This is a genomic window from Pseudomonas panipatensis (genome assembly GCF_900099785.1).
Classification (GTDB): domain Bacteria; phylum Pseudomonadota; class Gammaproteobacteria; order Pseudomonadales; family Pseudomonadaceae; genus Pseudomonas; species Pseudomonas panipatensis.
The window spans coordinates 85502-105816 of record NZ_FNDS01000006.1 but is presented as its reverse complement, the minus strand read 5'-3'; the positions used below and the strand labels follow the sequence as shown (position 1 = coordinate 105816).

Annotated in this window: 15 protein-coding genes; 10 read left to right on the top strand and 5 right to left on the bottom strand. The window is 69.4% G+C overall.

The genetic code is table 11. The features are described 5' to 3' along the window. Positions 1-9: 9 nt before the first annotated feature. Positions 10-1893: a sigma-54-dependent Fis family transcriptional regulator gene (locus tag BLQ74_RS15195; protein WP_090263570.1), complete on the bottom strand. Its 1884-nt coding sequence runs from the start codon at positions 1891-1893 to the stop codon at positions 10-12. 349 nt (positions 1894-2242) lie between these two features. On the opposite strand from BLQ74_RS15195, the gene BLQ74_RS15190 reads away from it, so the two are divergent. The 5 genes from BLQ74_RS15190 to BLQ74_RS15170 all read left to right on the top strand — a co-directional run bounded on the left by BLQ74_RS15190 (position 2243) and on the right by BLQ74_RS15170 (position 7573). Next, positions 2243-3307 (top strand): ATP-NAD kinase family protein, encoded by a 1065-nt coding sequence (locus tag BLQ74_RS15190; protein WP_090264027.1) that lies wholly within the window; start codon positions 2243-2245, stop codon positions 3305-3307. After that, positions 3288-4262, top strand: a complete 975-nt coding sequence (locus BLQ74_RS15185; RefSeq protein ID WP_090263569.1) for a thiamine pyrophosphate-dependent dehydrogenase E1 component subunit alpha — start codon at positions 3288-3290, stop codon at positions 4260-4262. Before BLQ74_RS15190 ends, BLQ74_RS15185 begins: the two co-directional genes overlap by 20 nt. A gap of 32 nt (positions 4263-4294) precedes the next feature. Next, positions 4295-5314 carry an alpha-ketoacid dehydrogenase subunit beta gene (locus tag BLQ74_RS15180; RefSeq protein ID WP_090263567.1) on the top strand — a complete coding sequence of 340 codons (1020 nt, stop codon included), beginning with the start codon at positions 4295-4297 and terminating at the stop codon, positions 5312-5314. Next, complete coding sequence (locus BLQ74_RS15175) at positions 5311-6420, top strand: acetoin dehydrogenase dihydrolipoyllysine-residue acetyltransferase subunit (RefSeq protein ID WP_090263565.1); 1110 nt, start codon at positions 5311-5313, stop codon at positions 6418-6420. Before BLQ74_RS15180 ends, BLQ74_RS15175 begins: the two co-directional genes overlap by 4 nt. 88 nt (positions 6421-6508) lie before the next feature. After that, positions 6509-7573, top strand: a complete 1065-nt coding sequence (locus BLQ74_RS15170) for a 2,3-butanediol dehydrogenase (protein WP_244507215.1) — start codon at positions 6509-6511, stop codon at positions 7571-7573. Positions 7574-8294: 721 nt separating this feature from the next. Here the strand turns inward: BLQ74_RS15170 and BLQ74_RS15165 are convergent. Both BLQ74_RS15165 and BLQ74_RS15160 read right to left on the bottom strand, forming a co-directional pair. Next, a complete protein-coding gene (locus tag BLQ74_RS15165) occupies positions 8295-8948 on the bottom strand; it encodes a response regulator transcription factor (RefSeq protein WP_090263561.1) in 654 nt (217 codons plus the stop codon). A 23-nt stretch (positions 8949-8971) separates the two neighbouring features. Then, positions 8972-11233, bottom strand: coding sequence for a PAS domain-containing sensor histidine kinase (locus BLQ74_RS15160; protein WP_090263559.1), 2262 nt, complete (start codon positions 11231-11233; stop codon positions 8972-8974). A 167-nt stretch (positions 11234-11400) separates the two neighbouring features. Here BLQ74_RS15160 and BLQ74_RS15155 point away from each other — a divergent pair, with 167 nt between their 5' ends. From BLQ74_RS15155 to BLQ74_RS15145, 3 genes are all read left to right on the top strand, one after another. Continuing rightward, positions 11401-13023: an acyl-CoA synthetase gene (locus BLQ74_RS15155; RefSeq protein ID WP_090263557.1), complete on the top strand. Its 1623-nt coding sequence runs from the start codon at positions 11401-11403 to the stop codon at positions 13021-13023. Between the two features lie 77 nt (positions 13024-13100). Continuing rightward, positions 13101-14882 carry an acyl-CoA dehydrogenase C-terminal domain-containing protein gene (locus tag BLQ74_RS15150; RefSeq protein ID WP_090263554.1) on the top strand — a complete coding sequence of 594 codons (1782 nt, stop codon included), beginning with the start codon at positions 13101-13103 and terminating at the stop codon, positions 14880-14882. Between the two features lie 483 nt (positions 14883-15365). After that, positions 15366-15992: a class I SAM-dependent methyltransferase gene (locus BLQ74_RS15145; RefSeq protein WP_090264025.1), complete on the top strand. Its 627-nt coding sequence runs from the start codon at positions 15366-15368 to the stop codon at positions 15990-15992. A 3-nt stretch (positions 15993-15995) separates the two neighbouring features. Here the strand turns inward: BLQ74_RS15145 and BLQ74_RS15140 are convergent, their stop codons facing one another. After that, a complete protein-coding gene (locus BLQ74_RS15140) occupies positions 15996-17027 on the bottom strand; it encodes an ABC transporter substrate-binding protein (RefSeq protein ID WP_090263552.1) in 1032 nt (343 codons plus the stop codon). Positions 17028-17111: 84 nt separating this feature from the next. Beyond that, the gene (locus tag BLQ74_RS15135; RefSeq protein WP_090263550.1) at positions 17112-17885 is read right to left on the bottom strand and encodes a class II aldolase/adducin family protein; all 774 of its coding nucleotides are present in this window, start codon (positions 17883-17885) and stop codon (positions 17112-17114) included. Between the two features lie 169 nt (positions 17886-18054). Here BLQ74_RS15135 and BLQ74_RS15130 point away from each other — a divergent pair, with 169 nt between their 5' ends. Next, positions 18055-19455 carry an aminotransferase-like domain-containing protein gene (locus tag BLQ74_RS15130; protein ID WP_090263548.1) on the top strand — a complete coding sequence of 467 codons (1401 nt, stop codon included), beginning with the start codon at positions 18055-18057 and terminating at the stop codon, positions 19453-19455. A gap of 77 nt (positions 19456-19532) precedes the next feature. Further along, a complete protein-coding gene (locus BLQ74_RS15125; protein ID WP_090263546.1) occupies positions 19533-20231 on the top strand; it encodes a YebC/PmpR family DNA-binding transcriptional regulator in 699 nt (232 codons plus the stop codon). Positions 20232-20315: the final 84 nt, after the last annotated feature.

Genomic DNA, 20315 nt, shown 5'->3' with positions numbered 1-20315 from the left:
AGGCGATGGCTAGCGCGGCCCCGGCGCCTGGCCGCGGCGCTTGCCGGGCATCTCGATGCCGTGCTGGTTGACCCGCCGGTACAGGGTCGCCCGCGAGATCCCCAGGGCCTGGGCCGCCGGGCCGGGCTTCCAGCGGTGGCGCACCAGGGCGTCGAGCAGGCTCTGCCGTTCCGGGCAATCGGCGTGGTCCGACTCGGCCAGCGCCGGTGTCTCGCCACGCACGTCCGGCGGCAGGTCGTCGAGGTGGATGCTGTCGCCGCCGCAGATGGCGCAGGCGTAGCGCAGCACATGGCGTAGCTGGCGCACGTTGCCCGGCCAGCGGTAGCCGAGCAGGCATTCCAGGGCGGCGCCGCCGAGGCCCAGGCGCAGGCCGCAGCGCGTCGCTTCTTCGTCGAGCAGACGGCGGATCAGCGCCAGCTTGTCGCTGCGTTCGCGCAGCGGCGGCAGCTCGAAACGCGCGCCGCTGAGGCGGAAGTACAGGTCTTCGCGGAACGCTCCGGCGGCCACCAGCGCCGCCAGGTCACGGTGGCTGGCGCAGATCACCTGGATGTCCACCGCCTGCCGCCGTGCCGCGCCGAGCGGCGCCACCTCGCCCTCGGCGAGCACGCGCAGCAGGCGGGTTTGCAGGGCCAGCGGCATGTCGCCGATCTCATCGAGGAACAGGGTGCCGCCATCGGCCTGCTGCAGCAGCCCGCGCATGCCCTTGCCGGAAGCCCCGGTGAAGGCCCCGGCGACATAGCCGAACAGCTCGCTCTCGATCAGGCTTTCCGGGATGGCCGCGCAGTTCAGCGCGACGAAGGGCTTGTCACGGCGCGCGCTGGCTTCGTGCACCTGGCGGGCGAAGACCTCCTTGCCGGCGCCCGTCTCGCCATGGATCAGCAAGGGCAGTTGGCGGTCCTTGACCCGCACCGCCAGGCGCAGGTTTTCGGCGATACGCGGATCGAGTTCGGCGCCGTCGCCGGCCGCCAGCGCCACGCTCACCGCCCGCCGTGGCGCGCTCAGGCGTACGTGCAGTTCATGGCCGGGCAGGCGTGTCGGGCTGGCGTCGCCGGCGGCGCGCAAGGCATCCAGCTCGAAGACCTCGCCGATGTGCCGCGGCAGTTGCCCGTGGCGCTGCAGCAGGTAGCGCCGCGCCGCCGGGTTGAGCGCCAGCACGCGGCCGTCGTTGTCCCAGGCGAACAGGTAATCCGGCTGGCTATCGACATAGCCCGGCGCGGCATGGGCGCGCAGCACCCATTGGCCGCGGGTGCTGTGCATGAAGAAGGCGTTTTCGATTTCCCGCGCGCTCTGCACCACCATCTGCCGGATCAGGTGCTGGCTGCGGCGATCGTCGGGCGACTCCACCGCCGACACGTCGAGCACCCCGAGCAGTCCGCCCTGGGGATCGAACACCGGCGCCGCCGAGCAGGTCAGGCCAATGAAGGCGGCGCGGAAGTGGTCGCGCTTGTGCACCGTGACTGGCACGCCGTTGGTCAGCACCGCGGCCACCCCGCAGGTGCCCTCCTCGCCCTCCGACCAGCAGGTGCCCAGGTACAGCCCGGCGCGTCGGCAGTCGCTGCGGATCGCCGCTTCCACCCGGTAATCGATGGTGCGCCCCTGGGCGTCGGTGAGCAGCACGCAGTAATCGGCGCCGCGCACCCGTCCGTGCAGCCGCGAGACTTCCTCGCCGGCGATGCGCAGGAAGCTCTCGGCGCGCTCGCGGCACTCCCGCAGCAAGTCCTGGCTGAGGATGCGCGGGCCTTGCAGCGATCCGGGGTCGAGGCGGAATTCATCCATCGAGCGCCGCCAGGAGTCGAGGATCAACTCAGGCACCGGCGCGTCAGGCAAGCGTCCGGCGTTGCGCAGCACGCGGCTGACACAGTCCACGTGGGCTTTCGAGTTGGCAGGCAGCATGGGGCCTCCGCGGCTCGTTTCGTTGTTGTTGTGGCGACCATTTAAGACCCGCCTCGACATCCGGACAAGCACAGGGGATGGCCGGTGGGCGAATGAGACGGAGCGTCTCAGCGTCTCGCCGCAACGCCGCGTCCGGTGAAATCCGCCGTCTCAGCCGGGCCACGCGGCATGCCGCCCGCGCCTGGCCGGCAAGCGCTCTGCGGCGGCCCTTGGCGGCGTTGCCACAGCGACCTGGCACCGGCCTTGCTCACGCCCTGGCAACGGGCCGCCGTCGAGCAGGCCCGCAGAACAACAACAAGAAGAGGTCCGCCATGCTCCCTGTCCGCCTGCCCCGCGGATGCCCCGCGCCATGACCCTGCGCGTCGGCATCATCGCCAACCCCGCCTCGGGCCGCGACCTGCGCCGCCTGACCGCCAACGCCGGGCTCTATTCCAGCACCGACAAGGCCGCCGTGGTGCAGCGCCTGCTCGGCGCCTTCGGCGCCACCGGCGTCGCCACGGTGCTGATGCCGCCGGACATGACCGGCATCGCCGCCGCCGTGCTCAAGGCCAGCGGCGGCCGCCACGCCCGCGACAGCCACTGGCCGCGCCTGGAGTTCCTCGACATGCCGCTGCGCCAGAGCGTCGAGGACACCCGCCTGGCCGCGCGCCTGCTGGTCGAGCGCGGGGTCACGCTGATCGCCGTGCTCGGCGGCGACGGCACGCACAAGGCGGTGGCCGGCGAAGTCGGCGACATCCCCCTGCTGTGCCTGTCCACCGGCACCAACAATGCGTTCCCGGAACTGCGCGAAGCCACCGGCGCCGGCCTCGCCGGCGGGCTCTACGCCAGCGGGCGCATCCCGCCGGAGGTCGGCCTGCGGCGCAACAAGCGGCTGCGCGTGCGCGAGACCCGGCGCGGGATCGACGAGATCGCCCTGGTCGAGGTCGCGGTCTCGCCGCTGACCTTCACCGGCGCCCGCGCCATCAGCCGCGCCGAGGACCTCGCGGAGGTCTACGCGGCGTTCGCCGAGCCGCACGCCATCGGCCTCTCGGCGCTCTGCGGGCTCTGGTGCCCGGTGTCGCGCCAGGCCCCGCGCGGCGCCTGGCTGCGCCTGCACCCGGAGGCCGGCGAAGCGCTGCTGGCGCCGCTCGCCCCCGGCCTGCTGCAGGCCTGCGGCGTGATCGCCAGCGGCAGCCTGGAGGCCGGCGTGCCGCGTGCCCCGCTGCTCGCCGCCGGCACCCTGGCGCTGGACGGCGAGCGGGAAATCGAATTCGGCGCCGCAGACCGCCCCTCCATCACCCTCGAACTCGACGGCCCGCTGAGCATCGACGTCGAGGCGGCCCTGGCCTACGCCGCCCGCCATCGCCTGCTGGCCGTTCCTGGCAAGCCCGTGAACCACCCTGGAGAACAACACGATGTCCACACTCTCGACTGAGCAATTGCTGCATGCCTACCGCGTGATGCGCACCATCCGCGTCTTCGAAGAACGCCTGCACGTGGAATTCGCCACCGGCGAGATTCCCGGCTTCGTGCACCTCTATGCCGGCGAGGAAGCCTCCGCCGCCGGGGTCATGGCGCACCTCACCGATGAGGACTGCATCGCCTCCACCCACCGCGGCCACGGCCACTGCATCGCCAAGGGCGTCGACGTGCACGGGATGATGGCCGAGATCTACGGCAAGAAGACCGGCGTCTGCCAGGGCAAGGGCGGCTCCATGCACATCGCCGACCTGTCCAAGGGCATGCTCGGCGCCAACGGCATCGTCGGCGCCGGCGCACCGCTGGCCGCCGGCGCGGCGCTGGCGGCCAAGCTCAAGGGCAACCGCGCGGTGGCGGTGGCCTTCTTCGGCGACGGCGGCTCCAACGAGGGCGCGGTGTTCGAGGCCATGAACCTGGCCTCGGTGTGGAACCTGCCGTGCCTGTTCATCGCCGAGAACAACGGCTACGCCGAAGCCACGGCGTCGAACTGGTCGGTGGCCTGCGACCACATCGCCGACCGCGCCGCCGGCTTCGGCATGCCCGGGGTGACGGTGGACGGCTTCGACTTCTTCGCCGTGCACGAGGCCGCCGGCGCCGCCATCGAGCGCGCCCGCGCCGGCGAAGGGCCGTCGCTGATCGAGGTGAAACTGACCCGTTACTACGGCCACTTCGAGGGCGACGCGCAGACCTACCGCGCCGCCGACGAGGTCAAGCACTTCCGCGAAACCCGCGACTGCCTGATGCAGTTCCGCGAGCGCAGCACCCGCGCCGGCCTGGTGCAGGTCGCCGTGCTGGACGCCATCGACCGCGAGGTCGAGGCGCAGATCGAGGACGCCGTGCGCCGCGCCAAGGCCGATCCCAAGCCGCAGCCGGCCGACCTGCTCAGCGACGTCTACGTCGCCTATCCCTGAGCCGCCCACCGAACAACCAGAGGAGAGCCACCATGGCTAGAAAGATCAGCTACCAGCAGGCCATCAACGAAGCCCTGGCCCAGGAAATGCGCCGCGATCCGAGCGTGTTCATCATGGGCGAGGACAATGCCGGCGGCGCCGGCGCGCCCGGCGAGGATGACGCCTGGGGCGGCGTGCTCGGCGTCACCAAGGGCCTCTACCACCAGTTCCCCGGCCGCGTGCTGGACACCCCGCTGTCGGAGATCGCCTATGTCGGCGCCGCCGTCGGCGCGGCGACCCGTGGCCTGCGCCCGGTGTGCGAATTGATGTTCGTCGACTTCGCCGGCTGCTGCCTGGACCAGATCCTCAACCAGGCCGCCAAGTTCCGCTACATGTTCGGCGGCAAGGCGGTCACCCCGCTGGTGATCCGCACCATGGTCGGCGCCGGCCTGCGCGCCGCCGCCCAGCACTCGCAGATGCTCACCTCGCTGTGGACGCACATCCCCGGCCTCAAGGTGGTCTGCCCGTCCTCGCCGTACGACGCCAAGGGCCTGCTGATCCAGGCGATCCGCGACAACGACCCGGTGATCTTCTGCGAGCACAAGCTGCTCTACTCGATGCAGGGCGAGGTGCCGGAAGAGCTATACAGCGTGCCCTTCGGCGAGGCCAACTTCCTCCGCGACGGCGACGACGTGACCCTGGTGACCTACGGGCGCATGGTCCACCTGGCCATGGACGCCGCCGCCAGCCTGGCGCGCCAGGGCATTTCCTGCGAGGTGCTGGACCTGCGCAGCACCAGCCCGCTGGACGAGGACAGCATCCTCGAAAGCGTGGAGAAGACCGGCCGCCTGGTGGTGATCGACGAAGCCAACCCACGCTGTTCGCTGGCCACCGACATCTCCGCGCTGGTCGCCGAGAAAGCCTTCGACGCCCTGCGCGGGCCGATCCGCATGGTCACCGCGCCGCACACCCCGGTGCCCTTCTCCGACGCCCTGGAAGACCTCTACATCCCCAGCGCGGCGAAGATCGAGGCAACGGTGCTGGCGCTGCTGGAAGGGAGGAAGGTGGCATGAGCCGTATCCACACCCTGACCATGCCCAAGTGGGGCCTGTCGATGACCGAGGGACGCATCGACGCCTGGCTGAAGCAGCCCGGTGAGCCCATCGCCAAAGGCGACGCGGTACTCGACGTGGAGACCGACAAGATTTCCAGCAGCGTCGAGGCGCCCTTCTCCGGCGTGCTGCGCCGTCAGGTGGCGCGCGAGGACGAAACCCTGCCGGTGGGCGCGCTGCTCGGCGTGGTGGTCGAGGGCGAGGCCAGCGAAGCGGAAATCGACGCACTGGTGGAACGCTTCCAGGCCGAGTTCGTTCCCGGCGGCGACGCCGAGGCGGCCAGCGGACCGGCGCCACGGAAGGTCGAACTGGACGGCCTGACCCTGCGCTATTTCGAGCGCGGCGAGGGCGGCGAGCCGCTGTTGCTGATCCACGGCTTCGGCGGCGACCTGAACAACTGGCTGTTCAACCATGCAGCGCTGGCCGCCGAGCGCCGGGTCATCGCCCTCGACCTGCCGGGCCACGGCGAATCGAGCAAGGCGCTGCGCCGCGGCGACCTGGAGGAACTCAGCGATGCCGTGCTGGCCCTGCTCGACCACCTGGACATCGAACGCGCGCACCTGGCCGGGCACTCCATGGGCGGCGCCGTCGCCCTCGACGTGGCGCGCCGCGCGCCGCGCCGGGTGCGCTCGCTGAGCCTGCTGGCCAGCGCCGGCCTGGGTGCCGAGATCAACGGCGACTACCTGCACGGCTTCGTCGCGGCGGCCAACCGCAATGCGCTCAAGCCGCAGCTGGTGCAGTTGTTCTCCGATCCCGCGCTGGTCAACCGGCAGATGCTCGAAGACATGCTCAAGTACAAGCGCCTGGAAGGCGTGGACAGCGCCCTGCGCCAGCTCGCCGAGCACCTCTTCGGCGGCGGCCGCCAGCAGATCGACCGGCGCCCGGCGCTCGACGGCGGCCTGCCGGCGCTGCTGCTCTGGGGCGACGCCGACGCCATCATCCCGGCCAGCCACGCCGACGGCCTGAGCGCCGAGGTGCACATCCTCCCCGGCCAGGCGCACATGCTGCAGATGGAAGCGGCCGACACGGTCAACGCCCTGCTGCTGGACTTCCTCGCCCGCCACTGACCCCCACCCTCGGCCAAGCAGCGCCCGGCCAGGCGGCCGGGCGCACAGGAGAAGCGACATGAGAGCATCCCCGAACACCCCGAACAGCATGCGCGCGGCGGTCTGGCACGGACGCCACGACATCCGCGTGGAAAGCGTGGCGCTGCCCGGCGACCCGCCACCCGGCTGGGTGCAGATTCGCGTGCACTGGTGCGGCATCTGCGGTTCCGACCTGCACGAATACGTCGCCGGCCCGGTGTTCATCCCGGTCGAGGCGCCGCACCCGCTCACCGGCATCAAGGGCCAGTGCATCCTCGGCCACGAGTTCTGCGGCGAAATCGTCAAGCTCGGCGACGGCGTCAGCGGCTTCAGCGCCGGCGAAGTGGTGGCCGCCGACGCCTGCCAGCACTGCGGCACCTGCCATTACTGCCGCCACGGCCTGTACAACCTGTGCGAGAACCTGGCCTTCACCGGGCTGATGAACAACGGCGCCTTCGCCGAATGGGTCAACGTCCCGGCCAACCTGCTGTACAAGCTGCCGGCGGACTTTCCCGCCGAGGCCGGCGCGCTGATCGAGCCGCTGGCGGTGGGCATGCACGCGGTGAAAAAGGCCGGCAGCCTGCTCGGGCGCAGCGTGGTGGTGGTCGGCGCCGGCACCATCGGCCTGTGCACCATCATGTGCGCCAAGGCCGCCGGCGCGGCCCAGGTGATCGCCCTGGAAATGTCCTCGGCGCGCAAGGCCAAGGCCCGCGAAGTCGGTGCCAGCCATGTGCTCGACCCCAACGAATGCGACGTGCTGGCGGAAATCCGCGCGCTCACTGACGGCCTCGGCGCCGAGATCAGCTTCGAGTGCATCGGCAACAAGCACACCGCCAAGCTGGCCATCGACGCCATCCGCAAGGCCGGCACCTGCGTGCTGGTGGGCATCTTCGAGGAGCCCAGCGCGTTCAACTTCTTCGAGCTGGTGGCCACCGAGAAGCACGTGCTCGGCGCCCTGGCCTACAACGGCGAATTCGCCGACGTCATCGCCTTCATCGCCGACGGCCGCCTGGACATCACCCCGCTGGTGACCGGACGCATCGGCCTGGAGCAGATCGTCGAGCGCGGCTTCGAGGAGCTGGTGAACAACAAGGAGCACAACGTGAAGATCATCGTCAGCCCCAGCGCCGCCTGAGCCCGAACCTTGGGTCGCAAACGGCGACCCGGCCCCGGCGCCAGGCCGGGGCTTTTTTTCATACGCGTAGCGCCATCCCCCGGGTTGCCATGCCGCGCTCACCGACAGCATGGGAATCGCTTCGCTCGTCCCATCCTACGGTTGCCGCGTTCGTGGGGGGGCTTGCGGTCTGGGGTCAAGCCTCGGTCAGCTTCGTAGGATGGGTTGAGCGCGCAGCGCGATACCCATGCGGCACTCACCGACAGCATGGGAATCGCTTCGCTCGTCCCATCCTACGGTTGCCGCGTTCGTGGGGGGCTTGCGGCCTGGGGTCAGGCCTCGGTCAGCTTCGTAGAATGGGTTGAGCGCGCAGCGCGATACCCATGCGGCACTCACCGACAGCATGGGAATCGCTTCGCTCGCCCCATCCTACGGTTGCCGCGTTCGTGGGGGGCTTGCGGCCTGGGGTCAGGCCTCGGTCAGCTTCGTAGGATGGGTTGAGCGCGCAGCGCGATACCCATGCGGCACTCACCGACAGCATGAGAATCGCTTCGCTCGTCCCATCCTAGGGTTGCCGCGTTCGTGGGGTGGCTTGCGGTCTGGGGTCAAGCCTCGGTCAGCTTCGTAGGATGGGTTGAGCGCGCAGCGCGATACCCATGCCGCGCTCACCGACAGCATGGGAATCGCTTCGCTCGTCCCATCCTACGGTTGCAGCGCCCGTGGGGTGGCTTGCGGCCTGGGGTCAGGCCTCGGTCAGTTCCGCGCGCAGGCGCAGGGGATCGACCAGCCCGGCGGCGATGGCCATGCCGACCAGGTCGGCCAGGGTGTCCGCGCGCATGCGTTTCATCACCCGCGCGCGGTACAGGTCGACGGTCTTCACGCTGATCTCCAGTTGCTCGGCGATCTCGCGGTTGGTGTAGCCGCGCACCAGTGGCAGCAGCACATCGCGCTCGCGCGGGGTGAGCGCGGCGAGGCGTTCGTCGAGTTCGCCGAGGCCGGCGCGCGAGGCGTGCTGGTGGGCGCGCGATTGCAGCGATTGCTGCACGCTGTCGAGCAGCAGTTGTTCGTTGTAGGGCTTCTCGATGAAGTCCACCGCGCCGGCCTTGAAGGCGCGGATGACGATGGGCACGTCGGCGTGGCCGCTGACGAAAATCACCGGCAGCTCGATGCCGCGCCGGCGCATCTCTTCCTGCACGCTCAACCCGCCCAGGCCGGGCATGCGCACGTCCAGCAGCACGCAGCCGTGGGCCTCGGTCGAGCAGGCGTCGAGGAAATCGCGGCCACTGGTGAAGGCCAGCGCCTTCAGGCCCACCGATTCGAGCAGCCAGACGGTCGAATCGAGCATGCCCTGGTCGTCGTCCACCACATACACCACTGTCTCTTGCGACACGTCCATCGCCTTTCCCCCTTGCCATTCGTTCATGCCCTGCGCGCCCCCTCGCCGGCCGCCGGCAGGCGGCATTCCAGGCGCAATCCGCCACCCTCGGCCGGGTGCGCCTGCAAGGTGCCGCCGAAGCCTTCGACCATGCCCCGGCTCATCGACAGGCCCAGGCCCAAGCCATCCGGCTTGCTGCTGTAGAAGGGCGTGAACATGCGTTCCAGGGTTTCCGCCGAGGCGCCGGGGCCGTCGTCCTCGACCCACACGCAGAGGCGGCCGTCGGCCTCCAGCGCCGAGCCGATGACAATCGCCGAGGGCGCGCCGGCATGGCGTTCGCGGTTGGCCTCGATGGCGTTGCGCAGCAGATTGAGGAACACCTGTTCCAGCAGCACGCGGTCGGCGTACACCGGCGGCAGATTGTCCGTCAGCGCCTGCTCGATGGCTACCTTGCCCTGCCCCGCCTCCCAGGCGCAGAGGCCCAGCGATTCGCGCGCCAGCTCGTTGATGTCCAGCGCCTGCAGGCGCCGCTGGCCCTTGCGCAGGAAGGCGCGCAGGCGGCGAATCACCTCCGAGGCGTGGTTGGCGTGCTCGGTGATGCGCGCCAGGCCCTGGGCCACGCGCTGCGCCGCGTCGGGGTTGCTGCCGAGGCTCTGCAGGTAGCGCTGGCTGGCGCCGGCGTAGTTGACCACCGCAGCCAGCGGCTGATTGATCTCGTGGGCGATGCCCGAGGCCAGCTCGCCGAGGGTGACCAGGCGTGCGGTGTGCGCCAGTTCGTCCTGGTGGCGGCGCTGCTGGTTCTCGCGCAGTTCGCGCTCGGTCATGTCGCGCGCCACCAGCGAGTAGTAGCGCTCGCCGCCGGCCGCGCGATGGCCGAGCAGCACCAGCGAAACCGGCAGCGGCGGCCGCTCGCCGCGCGGGCGCAGGTAGCCCTCGGCCTGCCACACGCTGCGTTCGTCGGCGCAGCGCCAGCCGTCGCGCTCCAACTGGCGCAGCAGGGCGTCGTCGAAGAGCCCGTCGAGGCTCGCCGGAATGGCTTCGCCGTCGAGGTTCAGCGCGCGCCGCGCCGAGGGGTTGAAGTAGGTCGGGCGGCCGGCCGGATCGACGAACAGCACCAGGTCGGTGTTCGCCTCCACCACCTCGGCCAGGCGCCGCAGGTTCTCCTCGGCGCGGACCCGCGCGGTGATGTCGCGGGACACGCTGACCACCTCGACCACCGCGCCGGTGTAGGTCTCGCGGATGGCCCGGCTGGCGGTTTCGAACCACAGGTAGCGGCCGTCGCGGTGGCGCAGGCGATAGGTCAGGGTCACGTAGCCGTCCTGCTCCAGCGCGTCGCGGGTGCTGCGCGCCACGCGCTCGCGGTCCTGCGGATGCAGCAGCGGCAGCGCCGGCTGGCCGCGCAGTTCCTCCGGCCAGTAGCCGAGCAGCGTCCAGGAGGCCGGCGAAGCGTCGAGGATGATGCCGTCGAGGGTGCGCCGGGAAATCAGGTCCGTGGTGTTCTCGATGATCTGCCGGTACAGCCGCCGCGCCTTGGCCGCTTCGCGTTCGCCCTGGATCTGCGCGCTGGCCTCGCGGCCGCGCACCAGCACCTCGCCGTTGCCGACATCGGGAATGAAGCTCCAGAGGAACTGCCGGCCAGCCACCTCGCTGGGCGCGTCCTGCAACGCGCGGGCCTGCTCCAGGCAGCCGCGCAGCAGTTGCACATGATTGGCCGGCAGCAGCGCGCGCGGGTCGTCGAGACCCAGTTCGGCGGCCAGCCGGTCGAACACCGGGTTGCCATCCAGGCGCCGCGCCTGGGCGTCCAGCAACAGCGCCGGCAGCGGTTCGGCGGCGAGCAAGGGCGCGGTGCGGCGGGCGCCGCCGGCCAGGGCGAGGACCTCGCCGAGCAGCTCGCCGAGCCAATCCAGCCAGGCCGAACCGGCGGCCTCGTCAGTGGCCAGCAGGAGCACACCAGGCTCGCCGCGCAATGGCAGCACCAGCGCCAGGCCATGGCTCCAGCCGGCGCGGCGCAGACGGCCGCCGAGCCAGCCCGGCACCGCCATCAGCGTTTCCAGCGGCAGTTGCCGGCAGGCGCCTAGGCGCGCATGCAGCGCGTCGTCATCGGCCTGCAGCGGATCGCCGGCGCCCGGTGGCAGGCGCTCGCCGCCACCGACCGCCTCGTAGCTGCGCGAGCGCGGTTGCCAGGTCAGGTAGAGCGCGCGCGCCACCTGCGGCCGCGCCCGGCACAGGGCCAGCAACGCGTCGGCCTGGGCGCCCAGCGGCGCCGCTTCGCGAAGCAGGCGGACCAGGGTATTGAGGTGAGGCATGAGGGCTTTCCGACTGGGTCTTATAGGTATCTAGTATTTATACCATAAGCGTATGGTTGTACTTCCATATCCATTTCCACGTTGCTATAAATCACCCACCAACCGGGCGGACTGCCTCCGCACCGGCAAGAAAATAATGAGCTAACAATCAGCCACAGGGTGTTCTCATGTCGATCTTCGATCAGGGTCTCGCGCCTGCCAGCGTCAACCACACAGCGCTGACTCCCCTCAGCTTCATCGAACGCACTGCCAGCGTTTATCCCGAACGCACCGCCGTGATCCACGGCAGCCTGCGCCGTACCTGGCGCGAAACCTACCAGCGTTGCCGGCGCCTGGCCTCGGCCCTGGCCTGGCGCGGCATCGGCCGCGGCGACACGGTGGCGGTGATGCTGCCGAACACCCCGCAAATGCTCGAAGCGCACTTCGCGATTCCGATGATCGGCGCGGTGCTCAATACCCTCAACGTGCGCCTGGACGCCGAAGCCATCGCCTTCATGCTGCAGCATGGCGAAGCCAAGGTACTGATCACCGACCGCGAGTTCCACGACGTCATCCGTTCCGCCCTCGGCATGCTCTCGCAGCCGCCGCTGGTGATCGATGTCGACGACCCGGAATACGGCGAAGGCCAGGCGGTCAGCAACCTCGACTACGAAGCCCTGCTCGCCGAAGGCGACCCGGAATTCGCCTGGAGCTGGCCGCAGGACGAGTGGGACGCCATCTCGCTGAACTACACCTCCGGCACCACCGGCAACCCCAAGGGCGTGGTCTACCACCACCGTGGCGCCTACCTGAACTCCCTGGGCAACCAGATGACCTGGTCCATGGGCCAGCACCCGGTGTACCTGTGGACCCTGCCGATGTTCCACTGCAACGGCTGGTGCTACCCCTGGACCGTCACCGCGCTGGCCGGCACCCACGTGTGCCTGCGCCGGGTCGATCCGCAAAAGATCCTCACCCTGATCCGCGAGCACCAGGTCAGCCACCTGTGCGGCGCGCCCATCGTGCTCAATGCGTTGATCAACATGCCCGACTCGGCCAAGGCCTCCATCGACCATCCGGTGCACGCCATGGTCGCCGGCGCCGCCCCGCCGGCCAAGGTGATCGGCGCAGTGGAGGAAATGGGCATTCGCGTCACCCACGTCTACGGCCTCACCGAGGTCTACGGCCCGGTGACCGTGTGCGCCTGGCACGAAGAATGGGACGCCCTGTCGCTGGACGACCGGGCACGCATCAAGTCGCGCCAAGGCGTGCGCTACCCGACCCTGGAAGGGGTCATGGTCGCCGATCCGAAAACCCTCGAACCGGTGCCGCGCGACGGCCAGACCATCGGCGAAATCTTCATGCGCGGCAACACCGTGATGAAGGGCTACCTGAAGAACCCCAGCGCCACCGAAGAAGCCTTTGCCGGCGGATGGTTCCACACCGGCGACCTGGCTGTCTGCCACCCGGACGGCTACATTGAAATCCGCGACCGCCTGAAGGACATCATCATTTCCGGCGGCGAGAACATCTCCACCATCGAGGTCGAGGGCGTGCTGTTCCGCCACCCGGCGGTGCTGGAGGCAGCGGTGGTGGCGCGGCCGGACGAGCGCTGGGGCGAAACGCCCTGCGCCTTCGTCACCCTCAAGGCCGGTCACGCCGACACCGACCAGGCGCAGATCATCGCCTTCTGCCGCGAACACCTGGCTGGTTTCAAGGTGCCGAAGACCGTGGTCTTCACCGAACTGCCGAAGACCTCCACCGGCAAGATCCAGAAGTACGTGCTGCGCGACTGGGCACAGAAACTCTGAATCCCTCCACGCGGCCGCGAGGCCGCGACACTCATTCGTACGCACCCCGGCCACGGCCGGGGCCATGAGGTATCGCCATGCCTGACTACAAAGCTCCGCTGCGCGACATGCGCTTCCTGCTCAATGACGTCTTCGCCGCCCCTGCCCTCTGGCAACGCCTGCCGGCCCTGGCCGAGCGCGTGGACGGCGATACCGCCGAGGCCATCCTCGAAGAAGCGGCGAAGATCACCGGCGGCCTGCTCGCCCCGCTGAATCGCAGCGGCGACGAGGAAGGCGCGCGCTGGCAGGACGGCGCCGTCAGCACCCCGGCCGGTTTCCGCGAGGCTTACGCCACCTACGCCGAAGGCGGCTGGGTCGGCCTGGCCGGCAACCCGGAACACGGCGGCATGGGCATGCCGAAGATGCTCTCGGTGCAGTTCGAGGAAATGATGTACGCGGCCAACGCCAGCTTCAGCCTCTACTCCACCCTCTCCGCCGGCGCCTGCCTGGCCATGGACGCCCATGCCAGCGAAGCGCTGAAGGCGAAATACCTGCCGAACATGTACGCCGGCGCCTGGGCCGGTTCCATGTGCCTGACCGAACCCCATGCCGGTACCGACCTCGGCCTCATCCGCACCCGCGCCGAACCGCAGGCCGACGGCAGCTACGCCATCACCGGGACCAAGATCTTCATCACCGGCGGCGAGCAGGACCTCACCGAGAACATCATCCACCTGGTCCTGGCCAAGCTGCCCGACGCCCCCGCCGGCTCGCGCGGCATCTCGCTGTTCCTGGTGCCCAAGGTGCTGGTCGGCGACGACGGCTCGCTGGGCGCGCGCAACGCCGTGTCCTGCGGCTCCATCGAACACAAGATGGGCATCAAGGCCTCGGCCACCTGCGTGATGAACTTCGACGGCGCCACCGGCTGGCTGGTCGGCGAAGCGAACAAGGGCCTGGCGGCCATGTTCACCATGATGAACTACGAGCGCCTGTCGATCGGCATCCAGGGCATCGGCTGCGCCGAGATGTCCTACCAGAGCGCCCTGACCTACGCCCGCGAGCGTCTGCAGAGCCGCGCGCCGACCGGCCCGCAGGCCAAGGACAAGGCCGCCGACCCGATCATCGTGCACCCCGATGTGCGGCGCATGCTGCTGACCATGAAAGCGCTCACCGAGGGCGGCCGCGCGTTCGCCACCTACCTGGGCGAGCAACTGGACATCGCCAAGTACGCCGACGATGCCGACGAGCGCGTCCGCGCCGAAGGTCTGGTGGCCCTGCTCACCCCGGTGGCCAAGGCCTTCTTCACCGACACCGGACTGGAAAGCTGCGTGCTCGGCCAGCAAGTGTTCGGCGGCCACGGCTACATCCGCGAGTGGGGCCAGGAACAACTGGTGCGTGACGTGCGCATCGCGCAAATCTACGAAGGCACCAACGGCATCCAGGCGCTCGACCTGATGGGTCGCAAGGTGCTGGCCAACGGCGGCGAACTGCTCGCCCTGTTCGCCCAGGAAATCCGCGCCTTCGCCGACGCCGCGCCGCAGGACCCGTTCAGCGCGCCGCTGCTCGACGCCCTGACCCTGCTGCAGTCGCTGACCCAACACATCCGCGAACGCGCCGGCGAAGACCCGCGCGAAGTCGGTGCGGCGGCGGTCGACTACCTGCACCTGTTCGGCTACACCGCTTACGCCTACATGTGGGCGCGCATGGCGCGCAGCGCCGCGGCCCGGATCGCGGCCGGCGCGAGCGATGACTTCTACCAGGGCAAGCTGGCCACCGCGCGCTTCTACTTCAGCCGCCTGCTGCCGCGCATCCACTCCCTGGCCGGCGCCGTGCGGGCCGGCAGCGCAAGCCTCTACGAACTGGCAGCCGAGCAGTTCTGACAACCTGTTGAGCGTGTTTGCGCGGCTACCCTTCGGGGTACGCCGCGCTTTTTTATGTCCGCTGAAACCACCCCGTCTACCTCCGCCGCCCCCCGCATGGGTTTTGCCCCTCAGCCCATCCCACGAATTGAACGCGCGTAGGATGGCGTTGAGCGCAGCGATACCCATCAATTTCAACCACCCCGCATGGGTTTCGTTCCTCAACCCATCCTGCGAATTGAACGCACGTAGGATGGCGTTGAGCGAAGCGATACCCATCAATTTCCACCACCCCGCACGGGTTTCGTTCCTCAACCCATCCCGCGAATTGAACGCACGTAGGATGGCGTTGAGCGCAGCGATACCCATCAATCTCCGCCACCCCGCATGGGTTTCGTTCCGCAACCCATCCTGCGGGTGGCACACGCCAGCCATTGGCGCTGTCGGCGCGCAGCGCCGACCGGCGTAGAATGGGCGCCCGTCCCCCTGCTCAGCGCCTTCGCCATGCCCCTCGACGACCAGACCCTCCGCGAGATCACCCGCCTGACCCTGGCCCACTACCAGGACAGCGCCGACGCCTTCCGCGAAGGCACCCGCGACCACGACGTCAGCCAGAACATCGCCGCCCTGCTGCGGCATATCCACGCCGAAGCGCCCTTCGTCCTGCTCGATTTCGGCTGCGGGCCGGGGCGCGACCTGCGTACCTTCAAGGCGCTCGGCCATGCGCCGGTGGGCCTGGACGGCTGCCCGCGCTTCGTCGAGATGGCCCGCGCCGAGAGTGGCTGCGAGGTCTGGCAGCAGGACTTCCTCGCCCTCGACCTGCCGGCGCAGCGCTTCGATGGCATCTACGCCAACGCCAGCCTGTTCCATGTGCCGCGCCAGGAGCTGCCGCGGGTGCTCGGCCAGTTGCACGCGGCGCTGAAGCCCGGCGGCGTGCTCTTCGCCTCCAACCCGCGCGGCGACAATAGCGAGGGCTGGAACGGCCCGCGCTACGGCGCCTACCACGATTGGCAACAGTGGCAGGCGCTGCTCGAAGGCGCCGGCTTCCAGGCCCTGGAACACTACTACCGGCCCGCCGGGCTGCCGCGTGAGCAACAGCCCTGGCTGGCCAGTGTCTGGCGTCGAGGCTGAGCGCTAGTTGGCCTTCGCCGCCCAGGCGTTGAAGCGCAGCTCCAGCTCCTCGCCGTGGTCGACCCAGAAGGCGAAGTCGACCGGCACCGCCTGCGCCAGGTTGGCCGGCGAGGTGTTCAGGCGTTGCGCCAGGGCCGGGTCGAGGAGCTTCTCGGTGTTGCGGTTGATCGAGCCGTAGCCGAGTTCGGCGGTGTGGATCTTCTGCTGCTCGGGGCGCAGCGAGAAGGCGATGAAGTCCTCGGCGGCCTGCTTGTTCGGGCTGCCCTTGGGGATCGCCCAGGCGTCGATGGCGTAGAGGCTGCCATTCCACACCACCTTCATCGGCGCGCCTTCGTTCTGCGCGGCGAAGACCCGGCCGTTGTAGGCGGTGCTCATGACCACGTCGCCGCTGGCGAGGAACTGCATGGGCTGGGCCCCCGAGTCCCACCACTGGATGCTCGACTTGATCTGGTCGAGCTTGCGGAATGCGCGGTCGACGCCTTCCGGCGTGGCCAGCACCTTGTAGACATCGGCCTTGGCCACGCCGTCGGCCATCAGGGCGATCTCCAGGGTGTACTTGGCGCCCTTGCGCAGCGAGCGCTTGCCGGGGAATTTCTGCAGGTCCCAGAAATCCGCCCAACCGGTGGGGGCGCTGCTCAGGCGCTTGCCGTCGTAGGCCATGGCCATCGACCAGACCAGCAGGCCGGCGCCGCAATCGCTGAAGGTCCCCGGCACGAAGTCCTCGGCCTTGCCCAGGCGCGCGGCGTCCAGCGGTTCGAACAGGCCCTCCTCGCAGCCGCGCAGCAGCTCCGGGCCCTCGACTTGGACCACGTCCCAGTTGACGCTGTGGGTGTCGACCATGGCCTTGATCTTGCCCATCTCGCCGTTGTACTCGCCGGCGACCACCTTGTTGCCGCTGGCCTTGGCGAACGGCTGGTAGAAGGCGCGGGTCTGCACGTCCTTGCTGGTGCCGCCGAACGACACCACGGTCAGGTCGGCCGCCATGGCGCCGGAAGCCAGGCTCATCAGCGCGGCCGCGATCATCGAATGTTTCATGTCCACCTCTTGATAGTTGTTGTTGGCAGATTTCAAGCACGCAGGAGTCCGCGTCCGGCTTCTGGGGCCGGTACGCGAAGGGATTCAGCGGCGGTAGTCGGCTTCCTGCTCACCGATCAGGCGCAGCGCCGATTGCCAGGCCAGCAGGTGCAGGCCGCCGGCCAGGGCTTCTTCTTCCTGCACCGCGACCCGCTCGCGCACGGCCTCCGGCGGGAAGCGCAACGGGCGGCCGCCGGCCAGCGCGGCGACCTGGGCCTGGCAGGCGCGTTCGAGGAAATAGATCTGGTTGAACGCCTCGGCGACGCTGCGCCCGGCGGCGAGCAGGCCGTGGTTGCGCAGGATCATCGCCATGTGCGGGCCGAGGTCGCGCACCAGGCGCGTGCGCTCGTCCGGGTCGAGGGCGATGCCTTCGTAGTCGTGGTAGCCGAGGCGGCGGTGGAATTTCAGCGCATGCTGGCTGATCGGCAGCAGGCCTTCCTCCAGGGCCGCGACGGCGATGCCGGCAGAGGTATGGGTATGCACCACGCAAGCCACGTCGGGGCGCGCCGCATGCACCGCCGAGTGAATGTTGAAGCCGGCGCGGTTGACGCTGTCCGGGCCCAGGCGCGGGTCGACCACGTCGCCGGCATGGTCGACCTTGACCAGGTCGGAGGCGCGCATTTCATGGAAGAGCACGCCATAGCGATTGATCAGGTAGCGCCCGGCTTCGCCCGGTACGCGCGCGGAAATGTGCGTGTCGATCATGTCGGTCATGCGGAAATGCGCGATGAGCCGGTACAGCGCGGCCAGCTCGCAGCGCGCCTCCCACTCCTCGGCGGAAATCTCACGGCGGTCGATGTTGTACTCTGTGTCACGCATGGCGGGTCCTGTCTGCTTGTCGATGCGCCCGGCGGGACGCCGCGGGCACGACACGGATGGTGCGCACTCGCGGCGTCCCGCGCCATGCACAGCAGCGAGGGATTGCCGGCCACTCTGTTATGGCCGTCGGACCCGTACAGTTCTCCCCCACTCACAGACGGACTTCTTCATGTTGTTGCTGGACCCCGCCGCCGATACGCCGCTGGTCAACCAGATCGTCGACGGCATCGCCCGCGCCATCGACGAGCATCGCCTGCGTCCCGGCGCCAAGCTGCCCTCCATCCGCAAGTTCGCCCAGACCCACGGAGTCAGCCATTTCACCGTGGTCGATGCCTATGACCGCCTGGTGGCGCGCGGCTGCCTCAACGCGGTGCCCAACGCCGGCTTCTTCGTCCGCGGCCTGGCGCCCGAGGAAAACCCAGCGCAAGCGCCCGCCCCGGAGTTCGATTTCGACGCGCAGCTGTTGCTGCACAAGGTGTTCCAGCCGCTGGGCATGGAGCTGCGCCCCGGCGTCGGCCTGCTGCCAGAACACTGGCTGGACGGCGAAGGCCTGCTGCGCGGCCTGCGCAACCTGGCCCGCGAGACGCCCAGCAGCTTCGGCAACTACGGCCACGGCAAGGGCAATGCACGCCTGCGCGGCAAACTGGCCGACCGCCTGGCCGACGCCGGCGTCGCCGCCAACGCCGAACAGATCCTGCTGACCAGCGGCGCCAGCCAGGCCCTTGACATCGTCAGCCGCTACCTGGTGCAGCGCGGCGACGCGGTGCTGGTCGACGAACCGGGCTACCACAACCTGTTCCTCAACCTGCGCCTGCAGGGCGCGCAGTTGCTCGGCGTGCCCCGCAGCGCCGACGGCCTCGACCTGGCACGCCTGGAAGAACTGGCGCAACGCCACCGGCCCAAGGTGTTCTTCACCCAGGCGCGCCTGCAAAGCCCCACCGGCGGCAGCCTGTCGCTGGCCGCCACCCACCGCCTGCTGCAACTGGCGGAGAAGTACGACTTCCTGATCGTCGAGAACGACATCTACGCCGACCTCGATCCGGGCGGCCAACTGGCCCTGGCCGGCCTCGACCAACTGGCCCGGGTGATCTACATCGGCAGCCTGTCCAAGGTCATCGCGCCGGCGCTGCGGGTCGGCTTCATCGCCGCCCACCCGGAGCTGATCGAGGAGCTGCTGCCGCTGAAGATGGTCAGCGGCCTGACCAGCTCGGAAATCACCGAGACCCTGGCCCTCGACATCCTCCTCCAGGGCCGCCACCGCAAGCACGTGCGGCAGTTGCGCGAGCAGCTCGCCGAGGCTCACGAAAGCGTGGCCCGGCGCCTCGAAGCCGCCGGCCTGGAACTCTTCCACGAACCGCGCGCCGGGCTGTTCCTCTGGGCCCGCCACCCGGCCGTGGCGGACGCCGCGGTCCTCGCCAGCCGCGCCAAGGAGGAAAGAATCCTGCTGTTCCCCGGCCAGTTGTTCATGCCCGACGGGCGCACGGTGCCCTGGATGCGCTTCAACGTCGCCCACTCGCTGGACGGGCGCCTGCACGACTTCCTCACCCGGCAGGCCGACGCCGACCGTTGAATCCGCCGGAGATCGCCAGCGGCCGCGGCAACGCTTAGACTTGCCGCCCAACATGAACCCCCAGCCAAGAGATCGCTATGGGCGCCCAGTGGAAAGCCAAACATAAAGAAGCCGCAGCCAACGCCAAGGGCCGCGTGTTCGGCAAACTGTCGAAAGAAATCATGATCGCCGCGCGCAACGGCGCCGATCCGGACATGAACCCACGCCTGCGCCTGGTCGTCGAACAGGCCAAGAAGGCCTCGATGCCGCGCGACACCCTGGAGCGCGCCATCAAGAAAGGTGCCGGCCTGCTCGACGGCGGCGCCAGCTTCGAGCGCGTCGTCTACGAAGGCTTCGCCCCGCACCGCGTGCCGGTGATCGTCGAATGCCTGACCGACAACGTGAACCGCACCGTGGCGGAAATCCGCGTGCTGTTCCGCAAGGGCCAGCTCGGCACCTCCGGCTCGGTGGCCTGGGACTTCGACTACCTGGGCATGGTCGAGGCCACCCCCGACAGCGCCGACGCCGACCCGGAACTGGCCGCCATCGAAGCCGGCGCCCAGGACTTCGAGCCCGCCGAAGAAGGCGCCACCCTGTTCCTCACCGAAGCCACCGACATGGACGCCGTGTGCCGCGCCCTGCCCGAGTTCGGCTTCAGCGTCGCCTCGGCCAAGCTCGGCTACCGGGCGAAGAACCCGGTGAGCCTCTCCGGCGCCGAACTGGAAGAAGTCGAAGCCTTCCTCGACGCCCTGGACGGCAACGACGACGTGCAGAACCTCTACGTCGGCCTGGCCTGACCGCCTGATCCGTCCTGCGCGCGGACCTGCCGCGCGCAGGACGCCAACGGCCAGTGCGGCGGATAAAGCCTTCCGCCTTATCCG